The sequence below is a fragment of the Rhizobium sp. USDA 4016 genome (assembly GCF_056279705.1).
In genome coordinates, this window is the sequence record NZ_JBWCCY010000004.1 from 3,945,517 (window position 1) to 3,962,016 (window position 16,500).

At 59.5% G+C, this 16,500-nt stretch carries 11 protein-coding genes; 3 read left to right on the forward strand and 8 right to left on the reverse strand.

Annotated elements, in window-relative coordinates:
- Positions 1-115 precede the first annotated feature (115 nt).
- Positions 116-1,375 (reverse strand): ABC transporter substrate-binding protein, encoded by a 1,260-nt coding sequence (locus ACZ9DP_RS35400; RefSeq protein WP_476205174.1) that lies wholly within the window; start codon positions 1,373-1,375, stop codon positions 116-118.
- Positions 1,376-2,495: 1,120 nt separating this feature from the next.
- Here ACZ9DP_RS35400 and ACZ9DP_RS35405 point away from each other — a divergent pair.
- Positions 2,496-3,167, forward strand: a complete 672-nt coding sequence (locus ACZ9DP_RS35405) for a GGDEF domain-containing protein (protein ID WP_476205175.1) — start codon at positions 2,496-2,498, stop codon at positions 3,165-3,167.
- A gap of 192 nt (positions 3,168-3,359) precedes the next feature.
- Here ACZ9DP_RS35405 and ACZ9DP_RS35410 read toward each other — a convergent pair whose 3' ends face one another.
- The 7 genes from ACZ9DP_RS35410 to ACZ9DP_RS35440 form a co-directional block, all read right to left on the reverse strand.
- Complete coding sequence (locus tag ACZ9DP_RS35410; RefSeq protein ID WP_239597218.1) at positions 3,360-4,517, reverse strand: glycoside hydrolase; 1,158 nt, start codon at positions 4,515-4,517, stop codon at positions 3,360-3,362.
- Positions 4,492-5,664 carry a polysaccharide pyruvyl transferase family protein gene (locus ACZ9DP_RS35415; RefSeq protein ID WP_183926743.1) on the reverse strand — a complete coding sequence of 391 codons (1,173 nt, stop codon included), beginning with the start codon at positions 5,662-5,664 and terminating at the stop codon, positions 4,492-4,494. Before ACZ9DP_RS35415 ends, ACZ9DP_RS35410 begins: the two co-directional genes overlap by 26 nt.
- 39 nt (positions 5,665-5,703) lie before the next feature.
- Positions 5,704-6,882, reverse strand: coding sequence for a polysaccharide pyruvyl transferase family protein (locus ACZ9DP_RS35420; RefSeq protein WP_074062619.1), 1,179 nt, complete (start codon positions 6,880-6,882; stop codon positions 5,704-5,706).
- A 36-nt stretch (positions 6,883-6,918) separates the two neighbouring features.
- Positions 6,919-9,597 (reverse strand): glycosyltransferase, encoded by a 2,679-nt coding sequence (locus ACZ9DP_RS35425; protein ID WP_239597216.1) that lies wholly within the window; start codon positions 9,595-9,597, stop codon positions 6,919-6,921.
- On the reverse strand, positions 9,587-11,068 hold the full coding sequence (locus tag ACZ9DP_RS35430; RefSeq protein WP_239597213.1) for a DUF6212 domain-containing protein: 1,482 nt from the start codon (positions 11,066-11,068) through the stop codon (positions 9,587-9,589). Before ACZ9DP_RS35430 ends, ACZ9DP_RS35425 begins: the two co-directional genes overlap by 11 nt.
- Before the next feature lie 182 nt (positions 11,069-11,250).
- Positions 11,251-12,498: a glycosyltransferase family 4 protein gene (locus tag ACZ9DP_RS35435; protein WP_476205178.1), complete on the reverse strand. Its 1,248-nt coding sequence runs from the start codon at positions 12,496-12,498 to the stop codon at positions 11,251-11,253.
- Positions 12,499-12,542: 44 nt separating this feature from the next.
- Positions 12,543-13,115: a MarR family winged helix-turn-helix transcriptional regulator gene (locus ACZ9DP_RS35440; protein WP_132553997.1), complete on the reverse strand. Its 573-nt coding sequence runs from the start codon at positions 13,113-13,115 to the stop codon at positions 12,543-12,545.
- Positions 13,116-13,310: 195 nt separating this feature from the next.
- Between ACZ9DP_RS35440 and ACZ9DP_RS35445 the strand changes: the two genes are divergently transcribed.
- Both ACZ9DP_RS35445 and ACZ9DP_RS35450 read left to right on the forward strand, forming a co-directional pair.
- Entirely contained in the window at positions 13,311-15,071 is a 1,761-nt protein-coding gene (locus ACZ9DP_RS35445) for a type I secretion system permease/ATPase (RefSeq protein ID WP_074062622.1), read from the forward strand.
- Positions 15,068-16,468 carry an HlyD family type I secretion periplasmic adaptor subunit gene (locus ACZ9DP_RS35450; protein ID WP_183926737.1) on the forward strand — a complete coding sequence of 467 codons (1,401 nt, stop codon included), beginning with the start codon at positions 15,068-15,070 and terminating at the stop codon, positions 16,466-16,468. Before ACZ9DP_RS35445 ends, ACZ9DP_RS35450 begins: the two co-directional genes overlap by 4 nt.
- Positions 16,469-16,500 lie beyond the last annotated feature (32 nt).

Here is a 16,500-nt window from a genome sequence, read left to right on the forward strand (position 1 = left end):
AACATCAGGTTTCAGGGCCACCAAAGGCCATTGCCGGCACCGTCGCGGGAGCGAGATTCGAGAACGCCGCTCGCTGCTGCATGATCCCGAAAAGTCCGTAAAAGATCATGCGCGCCTATTTGAGGCCGGTAATCTGCTCGACCGCCGCCTGCGAGTTCTTCAACGCCTCTTCCGGCGTGATCGTGCCTGCGACGGCCTTGGAAAGCTCGATGCCGAAGGCATTCTCGATCTCCGGCCACTTCGGGTGACGTGGACGCGGGGTCGAGGCCTGGATTGCCTCCATCAGCACCGGATAGTGCCGGAACTTCTCTTGGCTAGTCAGTTCCGGATCGGTGAAGACCGAGGTGCGGACGGGTGGATTGCCGCGTGTGGCGGAAATCTTGATCTGTTCGGCCGAGGTCGCCCAGACCGTGAAGTCGAAGGCTTCCTGCTTGTTCTTGGACGCCGCCGTAATACCCATGGTCCAGTGGCCGATTTCCGAGCTTCCCGGCTTGGTTCCGGCGGGAATGGTGCTGTAGGAGATCTTGCCGACCATTTTCGACTGGCTCGGGTCTTCAAAGGTGGCAACCCAATTCGGCCAGTTGATCGACGAGGCCGCCGCGCCAGCAGCGAGTGCCGTGCCGACCTCATTGGCATTGTAACTTTCGACCCCCTTCGGCGAAATGTCTCTCAACGCAATGAACGTTTTCATCGCGGCCGCCCCCTCCGGCGTGTCGATCGTTACCTTGGTCCGGTCGGCATTGAAGAGATCGGCGCCATAGGACCAGAAGATCGGCATGAAATCGGCGACCACCGGGTTGCCCTGACCGCCGCGGAAGACGTAACCGAAGTAACGGCCGCCGCCGCTGTCGGTCAGCGCCTTGCCCGCCTTCAGCACGTCATCCCAGGTCTTCGGGGACTCGACGCCAGCTTCCTTGAACTTGGCGGCGTCATAGAAAAACATCTGTGCATTTCCCACATAGGGCAGGCATACATAAGGTCCCGTATTGTAGGGGTTGCGGCAGATCGCCAGCGACTTCGAAAGGAAATCGCTATCTGGTCCTTCCATTCCGGCCGACTTGAAGTAAGCCGTCATATCCTCCAGGTGCCCGTTCTCGGCGAAAAATGGAACCCACGGATCGTCTATCAGGATGATATCGAAGACACCGGATTTGGTGGCGCCGGCATTGGCGCCTTGTTCGAAAACATTGGCATAAGGCGCCTGGACGATCTCCACCTTGGTGCCTTTCAACTTCGAATAGTCGACGGCCGCGGCCCTGAGGCCGTCTCCTTCGCTGCTTGACGGTACGAGGATTGTGAGGTCGGCCCGTGCCGCTCCGTTGACCGCGAGTACGGACGTTGCGATAGCCAAGGTGAGAAACAATTTGCGAAGCATTGTACACCTCCCATTTCGAGCTGTTATCCAGGGGCCTTTTTCATAGGGAACCTCACCCTTCCGGCATGACGGAAATGCTATTTCGACACCCATGCGAACACACTCTGCGACAAAATCAAAACGTTGTTCGGTATTCCTCCTCGAACCGGCCCTGTTCCAGGCGTTGATTTTATCACATCAGGAGCTTTATTTAGAAATGTATATTAGCATCTTGTAGATTTTCATTCTGGGCCTCCCCCTATTCTTTTAAACGCAAAAATCCTGTCTGTTCTGGGATAGGCTTGCACTATCTGGTTGCTGGGCGAAAGATTACCGTCCCAGGCACGCGATGCCAATGGCGACCGCATCAAGGGACTGCGCGACATCGATCCGGTAAAGGCGGAGATCGTGCGCCGGATTTTTCAGATGCATAAATTGGTCCATGGTTGCCTCCATCAGATGTTAGGACCCGGTTCCCAATCGTGAGCCCGTTTTCCCATCTTATTGGGGGCAACCACCCCGGCCAGCCATCATCTTACAAGAACGGCCTGGGGCGATCGCGCCGCCATTACCCCATGCTCTATGACCAAGCACGGTAGCAGACATAGAGGATTACCACCTGCGATAGTTCCTGGATCGCTTAGTCGCGGATAAAGCGGCTGACCTGCCATCGCCAGATGGGGTGTATGCATCGCTGACCGGGGATTTGTGCTGGCCGTGTGTTGGGAGATTCCGAACGCAAAAAGGGCTCCGAGTTTCCTCGAAGCCCATTGAATTTGTCGTAAGCTTTGGTTGCGGGGGCCTGATGGCGCGGAGACTTGTAGATTTTACCCTATGGCAATCGAGCCGCAGGCCTTCCACGGTTTTCTGTGTTTGAAGCGAATAGTCACGGCGTTAACGCGCGAGGTGCGAATGTTTTTAAACGGCGCATGAACTGGTTGACGTGACGATCAAATTCTTCGTGGCCCTTTGCTAAAATGCCATCAGATTTATTCACCTGGTATTTCACCGAAGCCCTTAACGATAGCGACCACTGTAAAAGCTCCGTTAACCGATGACTCTGCAATTTCGTTGTCGCCAGGCCGTAAACGCCCCACATATCAAGATAGCAATGCTCCGCGCCCTTGCCTCTGCGACTGGAGTGACCGTGGTCGTTTGGGCACTGAGCCAGCTTGTTCCCGAACCTCCATTTTGGGTGGAATTGACCGGCGTGGCGTTAATTTCGGCTGCTGTCACATTCGGGTTTCAATTGGCAATCTGTCTGCGCAGCGAAGCGCTTCGTGATACCCGAAAAGAACTTCAGCACGCGCTCCGTCACGATCCCGTCACGGGTACATTGCGCGCCAGCGAATTTGCGAACTCAGTTGAGCAAGCGATAGACCGCAGGCGCGTGAGCAGCACGGAAAACCCTGATGGCGTCATGCTCGTTCTCAGTGTCGGTAATTTCGATGAGATCGGTCGTCGCTATGGTCCGCAATGGGCCGATACGCTGCTTCAATCGATTGTTCGGATCGTGCATTCTTCCCTGCGCTATGGTGATCTCGTCGCCCGCCTTGCCTCCGACGAACTCGGCATCTATTTGCCCGGCACAACAATGGAAAATGCCAGCAATATCTGCGAGCGCATCCGCGCGCGGGTACAGGAAACCACGTTCACAGCCGGACAAGAGCGTCAGATATCGGTGACGGTGCGGCTTGGCGGTACCAGGGTCGAGGACCAGGCCGACTTTCAGGCACTCCGCCAGGCTGCTAACCGCGCCGCCCTGGCGGAGGAAGAAGCTGGCCCACCCCTATTCCGGGAGCTGTTCTCGTGAACGAGAGGCTTTAGCGTCTGCCGCGAGTAATAGGGCTTTACGGTCTTCAGACCAGAGCTGCCTCCGGCGGACGTCGTCTTATCCCTAACGGGGACGGATAATGTAACCAGTTGTGTATCCGCAGACCTTCCGTCACCGTTTCCCATCGCGGCCGCGCGGACCTCGGCTACGGGAACGGACAGACTTGACCCGTCATCTCGCTACCCCGCCGCTGTTCGCTTCGGTGGCCGCAACGCCGGCCGGGCTCAGGGCGCCGCAACGCCAGACGCTATAGACCGGTTGGGTGTCCCAGTCATAGTAGAAGGCAGCTTTCAGCCTTCCCTTCTCCATCAGCTCCGCGAAGCTGCGGCGCACGGCACGGACCGCCACTTCCCGCTCGCGATCATCGACCGGACAGGAAAGCTCGGTGTTGGCAATGCCCCATTCGCTCACCCAGCACGGCTTGCCTTCCCCTTCAGGCCGGCAAAAGTCGAGAAGCCTCGTTACATAGCGCGCAAGCGCTGCATCATTCTTGCGCCCCGGATAGAGATGGATGCCGTAGCCATCGACCAGCGCATCGATCCCCCGCTTGCGCAGGAGTGAAATGAACTCGCCCGGTTCGAGCCGTTCCATGCCGCGGCGGTCGGCCTCGCCAGTGCCGACGTCGGAAAGTCCGGCCGAAATCAGAAGCGCGTCGCGGCTATAGACCGTCGCCCGCAATTCTTCCCGGGTGATGCGGAGGGCGCCGACATATGCGTCGAGCCCGCGTTCGAAGGCCGAGCGATTTGCAAGTTCCGAAACGTTGCGCGGCGTCTGCCGTCCGGGTTTTTCGTAGACGGCGAGGTCGCCATTGTAAGCGCTGTAGTTTATTTCATTTCCAGGCTCGACGCCGTCGATGCGGATGCCCATTTCGTCGATGCGGCGAAGCGCCGAGCGCAACTGCGCTCGGTAGAGATCGAGATCGAGATCCGAAAGCCGCTGAACATCCCAGATGCGGCCGAAACCGGTGCGGGGACGTGCCTGCGAGGAATAGTAATCTTTATTGCCGAGCTGGATCTCGAGGAGGATTTTCAGCCCCAGCCGGTCCGCGATTTCGAGCGCGTCAATGCTCTTGTCCACCGGCCTCGACAGCGAAAGCCGGATATGGGTGATGCCGCTTGCCGCGATCTCCTTCAGCACGCGCTCCTGATCGGCGCGGGAAACCCAGGCCAGATTTACGCGGTTAATGCCGATGCGACCGGGAAGCGGCTCATCCGCGCCCGCTGGTGGAACCGGGATAAAGGCCCAAACCACTGCCAGCGCGCAAGCAAGGAGCACGCGCGTCTTTGCCGGCGCCCTCATCCGCTCAAAGTCCGATCTGCCCCAGAGCATTGCGGAAATTCGCCTCGCAAGCGGAGTAACGATCGATCACGGTCTGCGTGTCGATCTTGCCGAGGAAGTTGGCAAGATAGGAACGCTTGTCCGTCTCCCTGTTCCAGGTGGCTGCCTCGATATAGGGGAAGCCGATAAATTCGAGCATCTCCCGCATCCGGTCGTCGACGGCGATCATGAGGGCAGGCGTGCCGGCCTGCATGCCGATGATGCAGCCGTGAAAGCGGCGGCCGAAGCAGAGATCGCGCGCCGACATCGCCCCGCGCCACTGGTTCGTATCGAAATAGATCAGCAGTTCGTATTTCCGCTGCCATTTCTCCGAATGCTTGTATTCCGTCCCTCCCGTGATGCGCCCGCTCGACCGGTCATAGACTGTGTCATTGTCGTCGCCTGTCAGGGAGAGGCTGTAGGCAACCACTTCGTCCTGGACGACATAGCTTGCCACGCTGTCGGGCTTGAGCAGCGCATGGGCATCCACGATCGTATCGGCAACGCTACCGAGATAGCCGCCGAAGGCGATCCTCTGGGCCTCCGCCAGTCCCGGATTGGCAAGTGCCGAAAGCGAGCGCTTCATGTCGTTCGGCGAGAAGTAGAGCGACGGGCAGCCCGTCGGCTTGACGAACTTCATCCCCTGCTCCCTGAGGAATTCGGCGGTGAAGTAGCCACGCGTGAGGAAGAAGCTTTCCTTGTTCCTCAACACCTCCAGGAACTTGATCGTGCCGGCCGGCAGCTGATCCTTGAGGCCTTCCTTGCGCTGGATACCGATGCCCATCACCACAATCGGCATCTTCAGCTTCGCGAAGATCTCCGCTTCCAGATCAGCGGAATAGCCGGGGCGCAACAGATTGGCGGAGGCGAAGACGCATAAGTCGAACTCGCGGTTCACGCGCTCGTAAAGCTCGTTCGAGTCGCGATGGTTGGCGAGATGCCAGAACGGCAGATAGGTGACGTCATGACCGCGCAGGCTCTCAGCCGCTCCTTCGCCGATCAGATAGTTGCCGGTGTTGGCGATCTTCCTGACCTGCGAGATCAGGCCCTTCCTGGTCCTGGTCTCGTCGAAATAGGGCCGATGGATGACGGTCGTGCCTGAGACGTCCGCAATCGTCCGCTGCAGATAGGATGGAATGCCCGTAAGCAAAATACGCATAACTGTCCTCTGAACCGAAAAGTGATGGCCCTCTGGCCGCTATAGACCAATGCCGATTTCACGAAGCGTAGTGCGGAAGGCGCGCTCGCGGTCGGAATACCGGTCGACAAGTTCATTCGTGTTGAGCTTTGCCAGATGATCGGCCACGAACTCGGCGCGGTTCTCCGCCTTGTCGACCTCGGTGATGTCGACGGCCGGTAGGCCGGTGAAGCCCAGCATCTCGCGCATGCGGTCGTCCACCGCCACCATCAGGCTCGGCACGGCCGCCTGCATGGCGATGATCGAGCCGTGGAAACGACGGCCGAAATTGAAGTCCATCGACGAGGCCCAGGCGCGCCACTGGTTGGTGTCGAAGAAGGTGCGAGCCTCGAACCGCCGCCTCTCCCGCTCGGTGCCGGGATAGGCGATATCGCCGATCATCAGGCCCGACGCGGAATCATAGACGCGCCCCTCGTCGTTAGGCTCCACCTTCATATCGAAGTGGAGGAACTCGTCCTGCACCACGTATTGCGGCACGGTTTCCGGCGGGGTCAGCGCATTCGCATCGAGGATAGCATCCTGATTGCCGCCGAGGTAGCCTGAAAAGATTGTCCGCGCCTTGCCGATATTGACGCTCGACAGCTTCCTCATGGACCGGCGCATGTTGGCCGGCATGAAGTAGACGGAAGGGCAACCGGTCGGGCGCACGAAGGAGAAGCCCTGGTCCTTTAAGAAGCCGGCAGTTTCGTGGCCGCGTGTCAGGAAGTAGTGCTCACGCTCCTTCAGGATGGCCAGAAGCCGCTTCGTTCCCTCCGGAAGATTGTTCTCAAGGTCCTTGCGGTTCTGCAGGCCGATGCCCAGCATGACGATTGGCATGTTAAGCCGGCTTAGGACATCCGCCTCTGCGTCCGCGGAGAGGCCTTTACGCAAGAGGTTCGCGCAGGTGAAGACGCAGATGTCGAAGTTGGCGTTAAACTCGTCGAACCCATTGCCGTTCTTGCTCAAATTGTAGAGATGCCAGAAGGGAACTTGCTTCGCATGTGGCGCGAGCGCATGCAGGGCGCCCTCACCGATGAGGTAGTTCCCGGTATTGCTGATGTTGCGCAGCTCCTGCAGAAACTCTTCCTTCGTTTCCGGCTGCTTCTGTCGCTCCGCATAGGAGACGGACAGGCCGTGGGCGCCGTTGGCAAGGCGCGTGTAGTGACCGGGAATACCCGTCACGAGAATTCGCGGACGCATTCGACTAGACCTTTCTGTTAAGAAGCGGCGCGGCAATCAGCCAATTGCCGCGACCACGGGATTTGCCGCCGCCTGCTCGCGAAAGACCGCAGCGCGCGACAGTGACGAATTCTTCACGGACCGATCGCTCCACGAGATAAAATCCGAGAAAGAGGAAGCCCATGACCGGCGTGCGGCGGTCCTGATGCAACCCTCCATGAGCGGAGCGAGCCTCTCGCGATTGCGGGCGATCTCTTCGATGATCCGCGCCACCTCCCTCACCACCTGAGGATCGGAAGGCGCGTTGATGAGTATGCCGTCCTCGCCATCGGAAATGAGCTCGTCCACCGCACCGACCGCAGTCGCGATGGGCACGCAGCCGAGTTGCTGCGCCTCGGCGATCATCAGCGGCGCGCCTTCCCATCGAGAGGGCATGACGAGAACGTCAGCCCAGCCCAGCGCCTTGATCAGATCCTTGCTCGCGAAGACGGGCGAGCGCACGTCGACGCCCAGGTCCTTCAGCCGTTCGCTCCAGGAGACCCTGGAATCGGCGAGGATTTCTCCTCCGATGGCCCGGGCTTCGAAGTTGACCTTGGAGTCCCGCAGTTCCGCGAGCGCTGCCGCCAGCCGGTCTATACCCTTCTGCTGATCGAACCGGCCCATGTAGAGAAGCCGCAAGCGGTCATCCCTGCGCTCGATCCGCCTGACGGCCAGAACCTCCGCCAGGGTCTTGGGCGGTACCGAGAAGCTCGCTCCGTTCGCAACGGCGAAGATTTTCTCGTGGGGGACGCCGTAGCTGTGCAGATAGATCTTGAGCTGTTCGGAGCAGGTTAGGAAGGCGTCGTAGCAATGCTCGTGGGCAATCGCTGCGAAGGGCTGGCCGGCAGGCCTTTTGAAGGCCGTGCTGTCCACGACGTGGAGATAGCATGCCGTGCGCGTGCCTTCGGAGCGCAGTCGCGCGATGAGGGGATGGACGGCCATCACGTGATTGTTGATGACCAGGTCGAAGCCGGAAAGCTGTCCCTTCAGCGCCTCCCAGTCGACGGAATGCCCCTCGTCGATGAAGTCCTGCCCCAGGAATGAGCCCGACCCTCCCCAGGCTGGAACTCCCGCGTCCCAGAAGTGAATGTAGTCGAAGCTGGAATCGAACTCATCGATGACATCCATCCTTGACGTGCCGAGCACGAAGAGATGGGTTTCGTAACCCGCCACTTTCAATTCCCGGGCGGCCGCATAGACGACCTTTTCGGCTCCTCCGAACGAGGCATTCGGCACGAGAAGCGCCACGGTCCGCTTGCCCTCGCTATGCCCGAGCGGCAGGACTGGTGATCCTCCGACTTCCTTGCGCAGCGCCTTGTAGAGATCAGTGTAGGGCACGAGCCGGGCGGGACGCCAGGTCCACCGCCTTCCCGCCGTCTCGCGCAGTGGGCTCATGGCAATCGCGTTGACGCAGTTGATCATCACCTGCTGAGGCGTGATGAGAGAGCGGCGCGGGAGGCTTCTTGGAAAAGGGAAGTGCACTTTCAGAACGGTCGATGTCGGCCATACCTGCTGGCTTCCGATCGAGGCGAACCAGTCCACAGCATTGTTCTGGACCACCTCCTGGACGAGCCGGATCGAAAGGAAAACGAGATCCGCGGGGCCGAGTTTTTGTCCGCCAGCCCCATGAACGATCGGCTCGATCTTGCGCTGGGCGGCATCGTTGGCGAGTTGGACGAAGACGACGTTGCTGTTCTCGCTCAGGCGCTCAAGATGGGCAAGCACGTTCGGCAGCATGCGCGAACGCCGCAGAAGGTCGAGCGCCGCGCCGCTTCCGGCGACCAGGAACGGCGGGAAATGTTCATTGTCGGGCTCGCCGATATTGCCCCAGAATGCCGGGATGATGTCGTCGAGGCGAAGCACCGTCGGTGGCTTGGTAGGATCAGTGAAGAAGGAGATCGCCGTATCTTCCGTTCGCGCAAACAGGTAGCGCGGGCACTCCTCGTGCTCGAAATCCACCAGCATCGGGCGCTGGAACAGCGGCCTGTGGCGCTTGCGCAGGAAGCTTACCGACGTGGCGCGGTCTCGATTGGCCTCCTTGAAGCGGCTCTCCGCCCTCAGCCTGTACTCGAAGACCGTGTCATGGCAGGGCGTGCCGACGAAACCATGCTCGATGCAGGACAGCCAGAACTCCCAATCCTCGAAGCCGTTCTGCCTGTCGTCGTTGAAGCGAACGCCTTGCTGAAAAACATCGATCGAGATCATCGATCCGGTATCGCAGATGTTGTCGGTGATACAGTGGACCAGTCGTGAATAGCGGTTGCCGTAGTGAGCGCGCCAGCTTACCGAAAAAGTGTCGATATTCGTGTAGACCCACCCGCAGCCACTGGAGAGGAGGTGCCGGTAAAGCGTCTCGATGGTGCCGGGAAGGACGCGATTGTCGGCGTCGAGGAAATAGACAGCCTTCGTCTCTGGAAAGCGCTCGAGGACGAAGTTGATGGCGCGATTACGCGCGCCACCCGGACCGGCGTTTTGGCCGAACACGACATGGACGCAAGGATGGGCCGCGGCGTAGAGCAACAGTTGATCGAACGTCTCGTGCCGTGGATCTCCGTCGACCGAGACGACAATGACGATCCGGCAGCTGCTAACATTCGAGGCAAATACCGACTCGATCGCCTCCAGGGCAAGTGCCGCGTGACCGTAAAGGGGCATGGCCACGGCGATCAGGTCCGTTGGCTCCCTGTTACTGGACATCGGCGGCCTCCGTAAACTGTTTGACCAACCTGAAGCCGGACACCTTGAGCCAGGAGAAATCGACCGAATCCGTGACTGCGCGGCTGAGAATCATCAGGTCCATCGGGCCGCGTGCAGGCTCGTCCAGCTGGATGTTGATGTTGACGACCTCACTGGAGCTGACTTCACGCCATCCGCTGAAGAATGCCGACGGTTTGGCCGCGCCCTTTCGCGCAAGCTCGGCCACTTCGGAACGCGCATTTGAATTGGCCGGTGCGATCAGGAAGCTGACCGCCGCGGGCTGACCTTCGGGATGATCGATAAAGGCGCTCGCCGAGAAGGATATCGTCCCGGGCTCGACGGCGCGACTGACCGCGCCTGCCGATATGCCGCTCGGCAACGGGTGGCAGACAACAGCATGCTCATGCTCGAGGAAGCGCACCGTCTGGAATTCCGGCACGATCGGCGTGACCGAAACGTCCGCGATCTGGCTCAACGTAGAAACCGCCAGGCGATAATCGACAGTGTACTGGCCTTCGAGCAGGCTGCTGGGCGCAATCATGTTGGGTGTTCTGGCGGGCTTTACCCCGGGCAGTCCCGTAAACACTTTGAACGCCAGCGGGCGCAGGTCGAGATCCGGATGCGGGAGTTCCGACCGCGCCGAATAGCGTTCGCCGGCGATCGGATAGCCGAGAGAAAGGCCGACGGTCTCCGGTCCGGTCGCCGAGATCCGCAGCCGAAGCGTGCGTGCAGCCCCTCCGCAGGCCCGGGGCAGCGAGAAGAAATTCCAGTTCGGCACGAGTTGCGCATAGGGTACCGTCCACTCGGCGACTCCTTCGCCGCTCTCGAGGTAGCTCAATACGACGACAAGCTCTCCGGCGATCCTGGGCACCGAGTGCAGGTGAAGGGCAAACCCTGCCACGCCAAGGCTGGATATTGGCAGCAGTTGCTCGACGAAGGAGGCGGCAAGCAATTGCCCGATCCCCTCGTCCTTTGGATCGGCGTAGGGATCATGGGAGAAAACTTCAGAAACCGGCTCCCAGTTTCGCGCCTGGAACGCATCTTCGAGCGCCCGGTAGTTTTCCAGCAGCGTCTCGCGTTCCCGGCGCAGGATCGCAAGTTCCGAGGTGATTGAGGCGCTGTATCGGGCAAGCCGGCCCACGCCGCCCTCGGTCAGCGCCCGCAGAAGCGGAAAACTGTCCGACTTGTTGACGGGATCAAGCCGCTGCATGGGAACCCCGGGGACAGTTCCCAGTGGTCCAAGCAGCGCCAGACGCTCCCGCAAATCCGCCTCGCCCTCTTCGGAAAAGGCAACGGCGATCAATGGAAAAGCATTCTCCAATGTCGCTGGGGGATGGCCATCGACATCGAGGTAAACAACCAGATGCTCGATATCGCTCCCTTCGAAGCATGATCGATCCCGGTCCGATGCCGCTATTAGCTTTCTCGTCACCAGTCGTTTCCCAATGCCGGAAGACGTCAATTCTTGCACGCGCGGCCTCTGAAGAATTATCACGGAACAAAAAGCAAAGACGCCGAATATTCAGATATTTATCCAAATCATACCGCGCCATACACAGGGAGCCTAACAACTAACGTTGCAGTGCACAATAATAAAAATCAGCCGCTGCAAAGAAAAATATTTCATATATACTTTAAAAATCAAAGTAATAATCATGAGTTCATCTCTGCATTGCGGCGAAGTAACTTTCCAGTCAGTTTCTCAAGAAGATACTGTTGGCGATCGAGGCAGTCCGTGAGCCGAAAACGCCTCTCCACTGTCCGGCGCGCCGCGGCACGCATCCCAAAATGCCGTTCGGGACTCTTCAGGGCGCCGAGAATGGCCTCAGCGAGTGCGTCCGTATCGAAGAACGGCACCAAAAGGCCGTTCCGGCCGGAGCGTATAACCTCCCGGACGGGCGCTGTGTCCGATCCGATGACCAGGGCGCCGCACGCCATCGCCTCCAACATCGACCACGACAAAACGAACGGATAGGTCAGGTAGAGGTGCGCGGCCGAGATCTGGAAAAGCTGGCGCAAAACCGAATGCGGCACCGCGCCGGGAAAGAGGATATTCTCCCGCGGTATATCCAGGGTTTTGAGGAGATGATCCTTCCACGCCCCGCCGCCGGGCGGCGGCACACCATAGCTGATGCCATCCCCTCCGACGAAAACGAACAAAGCATCGGGGCGTTGGCGCACAACCTTGGCGGCAGCCTCCAAGACCTGTGGAAATCCGCGATACGGCTCAAGGTCGCGCGCGACAAAGGTGACAATGGGAGAACGACCGGCGCTGAGCACACGCCCGTCCGAAAGCGTGACCGTAGTTGATGGGTCCGGTCGAAACCGCGCCGTATCGATCCCCTCGTGGCATACCGAAATGCGCCCGCGGGCGTCGGCGGGGTACAGACTTCTCTGCCAATGGGTGGGGCTAATGCCGGCCTCGATGGCCTCAAGGGATAGGAGCTGCGCGATGTTGCGCAGCCGCAGCCTCTTGCGCGTTTCCAGATCGGGCTGATCGTCGGGGGAAAACCCGATGTCCGCCCCTTCCGATCGGTAGAAGAACTCGCAATACCCCAATGCGGGCACCCGCGGCAGCACGTCCTTCAAGAACATCATGCTTCCCCAACCGATATGGCCGACGACAACGTCGGGTACCAGCCCTTGCCGCGCCATGACGTCGAGCGTTTCGGCAACGCGATGGCCGATTCGCGCATGGTGATCGGGAGTACCCATGTGTCTCGCCATATGCGGATCTGCACGCGGACCCGATTCTGCTCGATGTCGAACGACGCGAACGGATGGGATCTTCTGGTCTATGGTCTCGGTGATGAGGCTAACCTCATTTCCCGCCTGCGCGAGCTGAGCGGCCAAGGCAGCGAACTGACCGAAACCCCGACGATGAACAAACGCCACGTGCATCGCGTCTAGCCCGCCCCTGCAAGGTGCACGGCATCACTCACCGCTCAGACGCCGTACCGTGAGGCGCTGCCCCAGGCCAGCTCGAGCTGGTGCAGCGTCTGGAAAGCCGTCTCAAGCATCCGCTGGTCCTGGTCGCCACGATTCACCGCACGCTCATAGGCCATCGCCGCGTCGCGCAGATTCGCCCTGAGCTGGCGTCCCTTCTCTGTCAGTTTGATGCGCGCCGACCGCTTGTCGCGCTGGGAGGCAACGCGATCGATGTAGTCGCCATCGCCAAGCTGCTTCAGATAATAGGAAACGTTGGAGCCGACATAATGCCCACGATCCAGAAGCTCGGCGACCGACAGTTCCGAATCGCCGATTGCCAGCAGAATCATCGCCTGCGCCGGCCCGATATCGTCTACACGAAGCTTGGTCAGCTCCGCGCGGATCAGGCCCGAGAAGCGCCGGCTTGCCCGCTCCATGAGGCGAGCGAGCTCGAAATACGTAACCTGCTGGAGGTCCCCAAGCTCGGCACCCTGAGGAAGCCGGGGGTCTGTTTGTACTGTCTGGCTTATTCGAAGACTCGGATCGTCATTCAGTTCCGCCAGCAAACTGAACACATCATTTTCTTTCATTCGACTCTCCGTTTTAAGAAAATACTTCAAAATTTGAAGTAATATTCAAATACGCTCATCACCATCAATCACCATGAGCTTGCACAAGTTCGTCGTTTTGTGCCAGATTGGTCGAAGCAATACTATCCTTAGGCTCAGTTACAACCAAATCTGTCCTCCAACAGATGGATCTAACGTTAACTCGAGGCAAATTTCATGCGTGAGTCAGTTCATAATGAGACAATAAGCAAAGGGAAAACCGGGGGAGGCCAAAAACAGGACAGTCCAAGGTTGCTAGTGATACAAGCAAAGCGTGTATTCTTGTCAGGGTTGCTTTATGCAGCGGCACTGAGCGTGTGTCTGAATCTATTACAACTGACGATGCCTCTGTTCATGCTGCAGGTTCATGACAGGGTACTCAACAGTCAGAGCATGGACACACTTGCAATGCTCACCATCTTGGCCGTCGGCGCCCTTGTGGTGCTCGGTGTTCTGGAATTCATCCGTGCCCTCTCTTTCCAAGCCATCGGAGGCGCGCTCGTGCGCCGGATGAACATGCCTGTCCTGGCGGCCGCCGTTCAGGCTTCTGTGGATCAGGGCCTGTCGCGCGCGACCCAGTCGCTTCGGGACATCGCAGAACTGCGAAGCTTCCTGACCTCGTCAGCGGTCAGTGCGCCCCTAGATGCTGCCTGGTCACCGATTTTCCTCGGCGCCCTTTTCCTTTTGCATCCGCTTTTTGGTCTTATCGGAACCGTCTCCGCCGCATTGCTCATTTGCGGCGGCCTGGTCACCGACATGTTGACGCACCAACTCACCAAGGAGGCGAACCAAACAAATATCGAGGCCGTGTCCAGGATTGGCGCTTCGCTGCGACATGCCGAGGCCATCGAGGCGATGGGCATGCTGCCAGCTCTGGCGAATCGTTGGCGCGCCCTTCAACTGCAGGCTCTCAGTGCCTTTGAAACGAGTGGGTGCAGGAGCAAGGCGATGTCGTCCATCACCCGCAGCCTGCGCTATTCCATCCAGATCATGACGCTGGCAGCCGGAGCCTATCTGGTGCTGGAGCAGGAAATCACGCCCGGCGCCATGATGGCATCGAGCATTCTTGTCGGGCGCCTATTGATCCCCTTCGATTCGATCATCGAGAATTGGCGGCAATGGGTGCTGGCGATCGCTGGCTGGCGTCGCCTCGAGGCCCTTCTCAAGGCGGATCTTGCAATCCGCCAAACGATGCCCACGCCGCATTCGTCGGGCGACATCGTGGTCGATAAGCTCGTCTACGCCGCTCCGGGGCTGGATGTGCCCATCATCAAGGGCATTTCTTTCTCCCTCTCTCCGGGCGAAGTTCTGGGCGTGATCGGTCCGTCCGCGGCCGGCAAATCGACACTCGCGCGGCTGCTGGTCGGCATCTTGCGCCCCACGTCCGGCGGCGTCTTCCTCGACGGCAACAATACCTATCTCTGGGAGCGTGGCTCGTTCGGTCAGGTGGTCGGATATCTGCCGCAATCCGTCTCGCTTTTGGAAGGCACCATTCGAGAAAACATTGGGCGAATGGCCGACAGCGATCCCTACAAGGTGCTGGAGGCGGCGCGATTGGCCGACATCCATGAAATGATCGGACGCCTGCCACTCGGTTACGACACACCCGTCGGCGACGGACATCTGACCCTTTCGGGAGGGCAGCGGCAGCGCATAGCGTTGGCGCGCTGCCTCTACAACCAGCCTCGCCTCATCGTGCTCGACGAACCGAACGCAAACCTGGACTCGATCGGCGAGCGGGCCCTTATCCGCGCGATCGAGCGTGCGCGCGACGACGGCGCCATCGTTATCATAATCGCTCACAGGCCAGCCATCATGCAGGTCGCCGACAAGCTGCTCGTGCTCGAAAACGGCCGCATCACACAGTTCGGACCGCGAACGGCCGTGGTGACAACCACGATGCCGGGCGAACCACACCGCGAGGTAGCCGCAATATGACTGAAAAGAGCCCTCTTGCGGTCCGCTCCGATCTTTCAGAACGTCGCCTCCAGCGGCATCAGCCGGCATCGCGGGATGTTGGCTACTCGAACTTGGAATTCGACCGGTTTGATAGCCGTTCGCCGCTTCGTCGTCTTGTCGTTGCGGGGCTCGCCACGGTCCTTGTGTCCTTCGGTGGATTTTTTGCCTGGGCCTTTTCGGTCGAGCTCAGCAGCGCGACGGTCGCCAACGGCACGGTCATCGTCGATTCGAAGCGAAAGACTATCAGCCATTTCGAAGGCGGCGTGATGAGTCTACTGCTCGTTCAGGAGGGCGACAAAGTTTCCGCCGGGCAGCCCCTGATCGCGTTGGAGGATACGCGCGCCCGTTCCAGCCTGCAGTCACTCCAAATCCGACGTATTGGCCTGATCGCAAAACTGGCGCGATTGAAAGCCGAGCAGACTGACATGCCGCAAATCAGCTTTCCACGCGATTTGGGTGACAGCCGGGACGATACGGTCGATGACGCCGTCAGGGCGGAGACGATATTTTTCGAAAAGCGTCGCGAGACCAAGGTCGGACGCGTCGAGGTCCAGCAAAAGACCATCGAGGAGCACCTCGAACAAGCAACGTCGCTCGGCATCCAGATCCAGGCGACCGACCAGCAAATCGATCTCATGAAAGAGCACCGGACGGCGACGGAAACGTTGACGAAAAAAGGCGCGGCACCGCGCACGCAACTCATCGAGATCGACTCCAAGCTAAGTGAGCTTGCGAGGGAACGGGGCGAACTCGTCGGCAACAAGGCCCAGGCAGAAAAAGCCGCAGCAGGCGCACAGCTTGCGCTGACCGGGATCGAAAGTGACTTTCAGTCGACGATTGCCGGCGAAATCACCACGGCACGCATCGATCTGGCGGACGTCGAAGAGCAGATCGTCGCTTCGAAGGACGTGCTGCGGCGCCTTGAGATTCGCTCTCCGCAGGATGGCATCATCAGCAACATCTTGCTGCGCACCCCTGGCAGCGCGGTCACGCCCGGCCAGCCGTTGCTCGAGATCGTTCCGGAAAATGAGCCCCTGCTGGTCGAAATGCGCGTCAATCCTCGCGACATCGACAGCATTTCCGTGGGCTCGCATACGCAAGTGCGGCTGACAGCCTATAATCAGCGCTCCCGCCTGCCGATGGAAGGCACCATTACATATGTCGCCGCGGACCAGTCGGTAGATGAAAAGTCAAACAGTGCGTTTTTCGTCGCGCGCGCCAAACTCGATCCGGCATCGCTCAAGGCAAACCCGGATGTCCACCTCTATCCCGGCATGCCCGCGGAGGTGCTGATCATCCACGAGTCACGCCGTGCGATCGACTACCTCACTTCTCCCGTCCTCGAGAGCTTCAATCGCGCGTTCAGGGAAGACTAGATTTAAAGGAAACTGAAATGCTGCATAGCAGA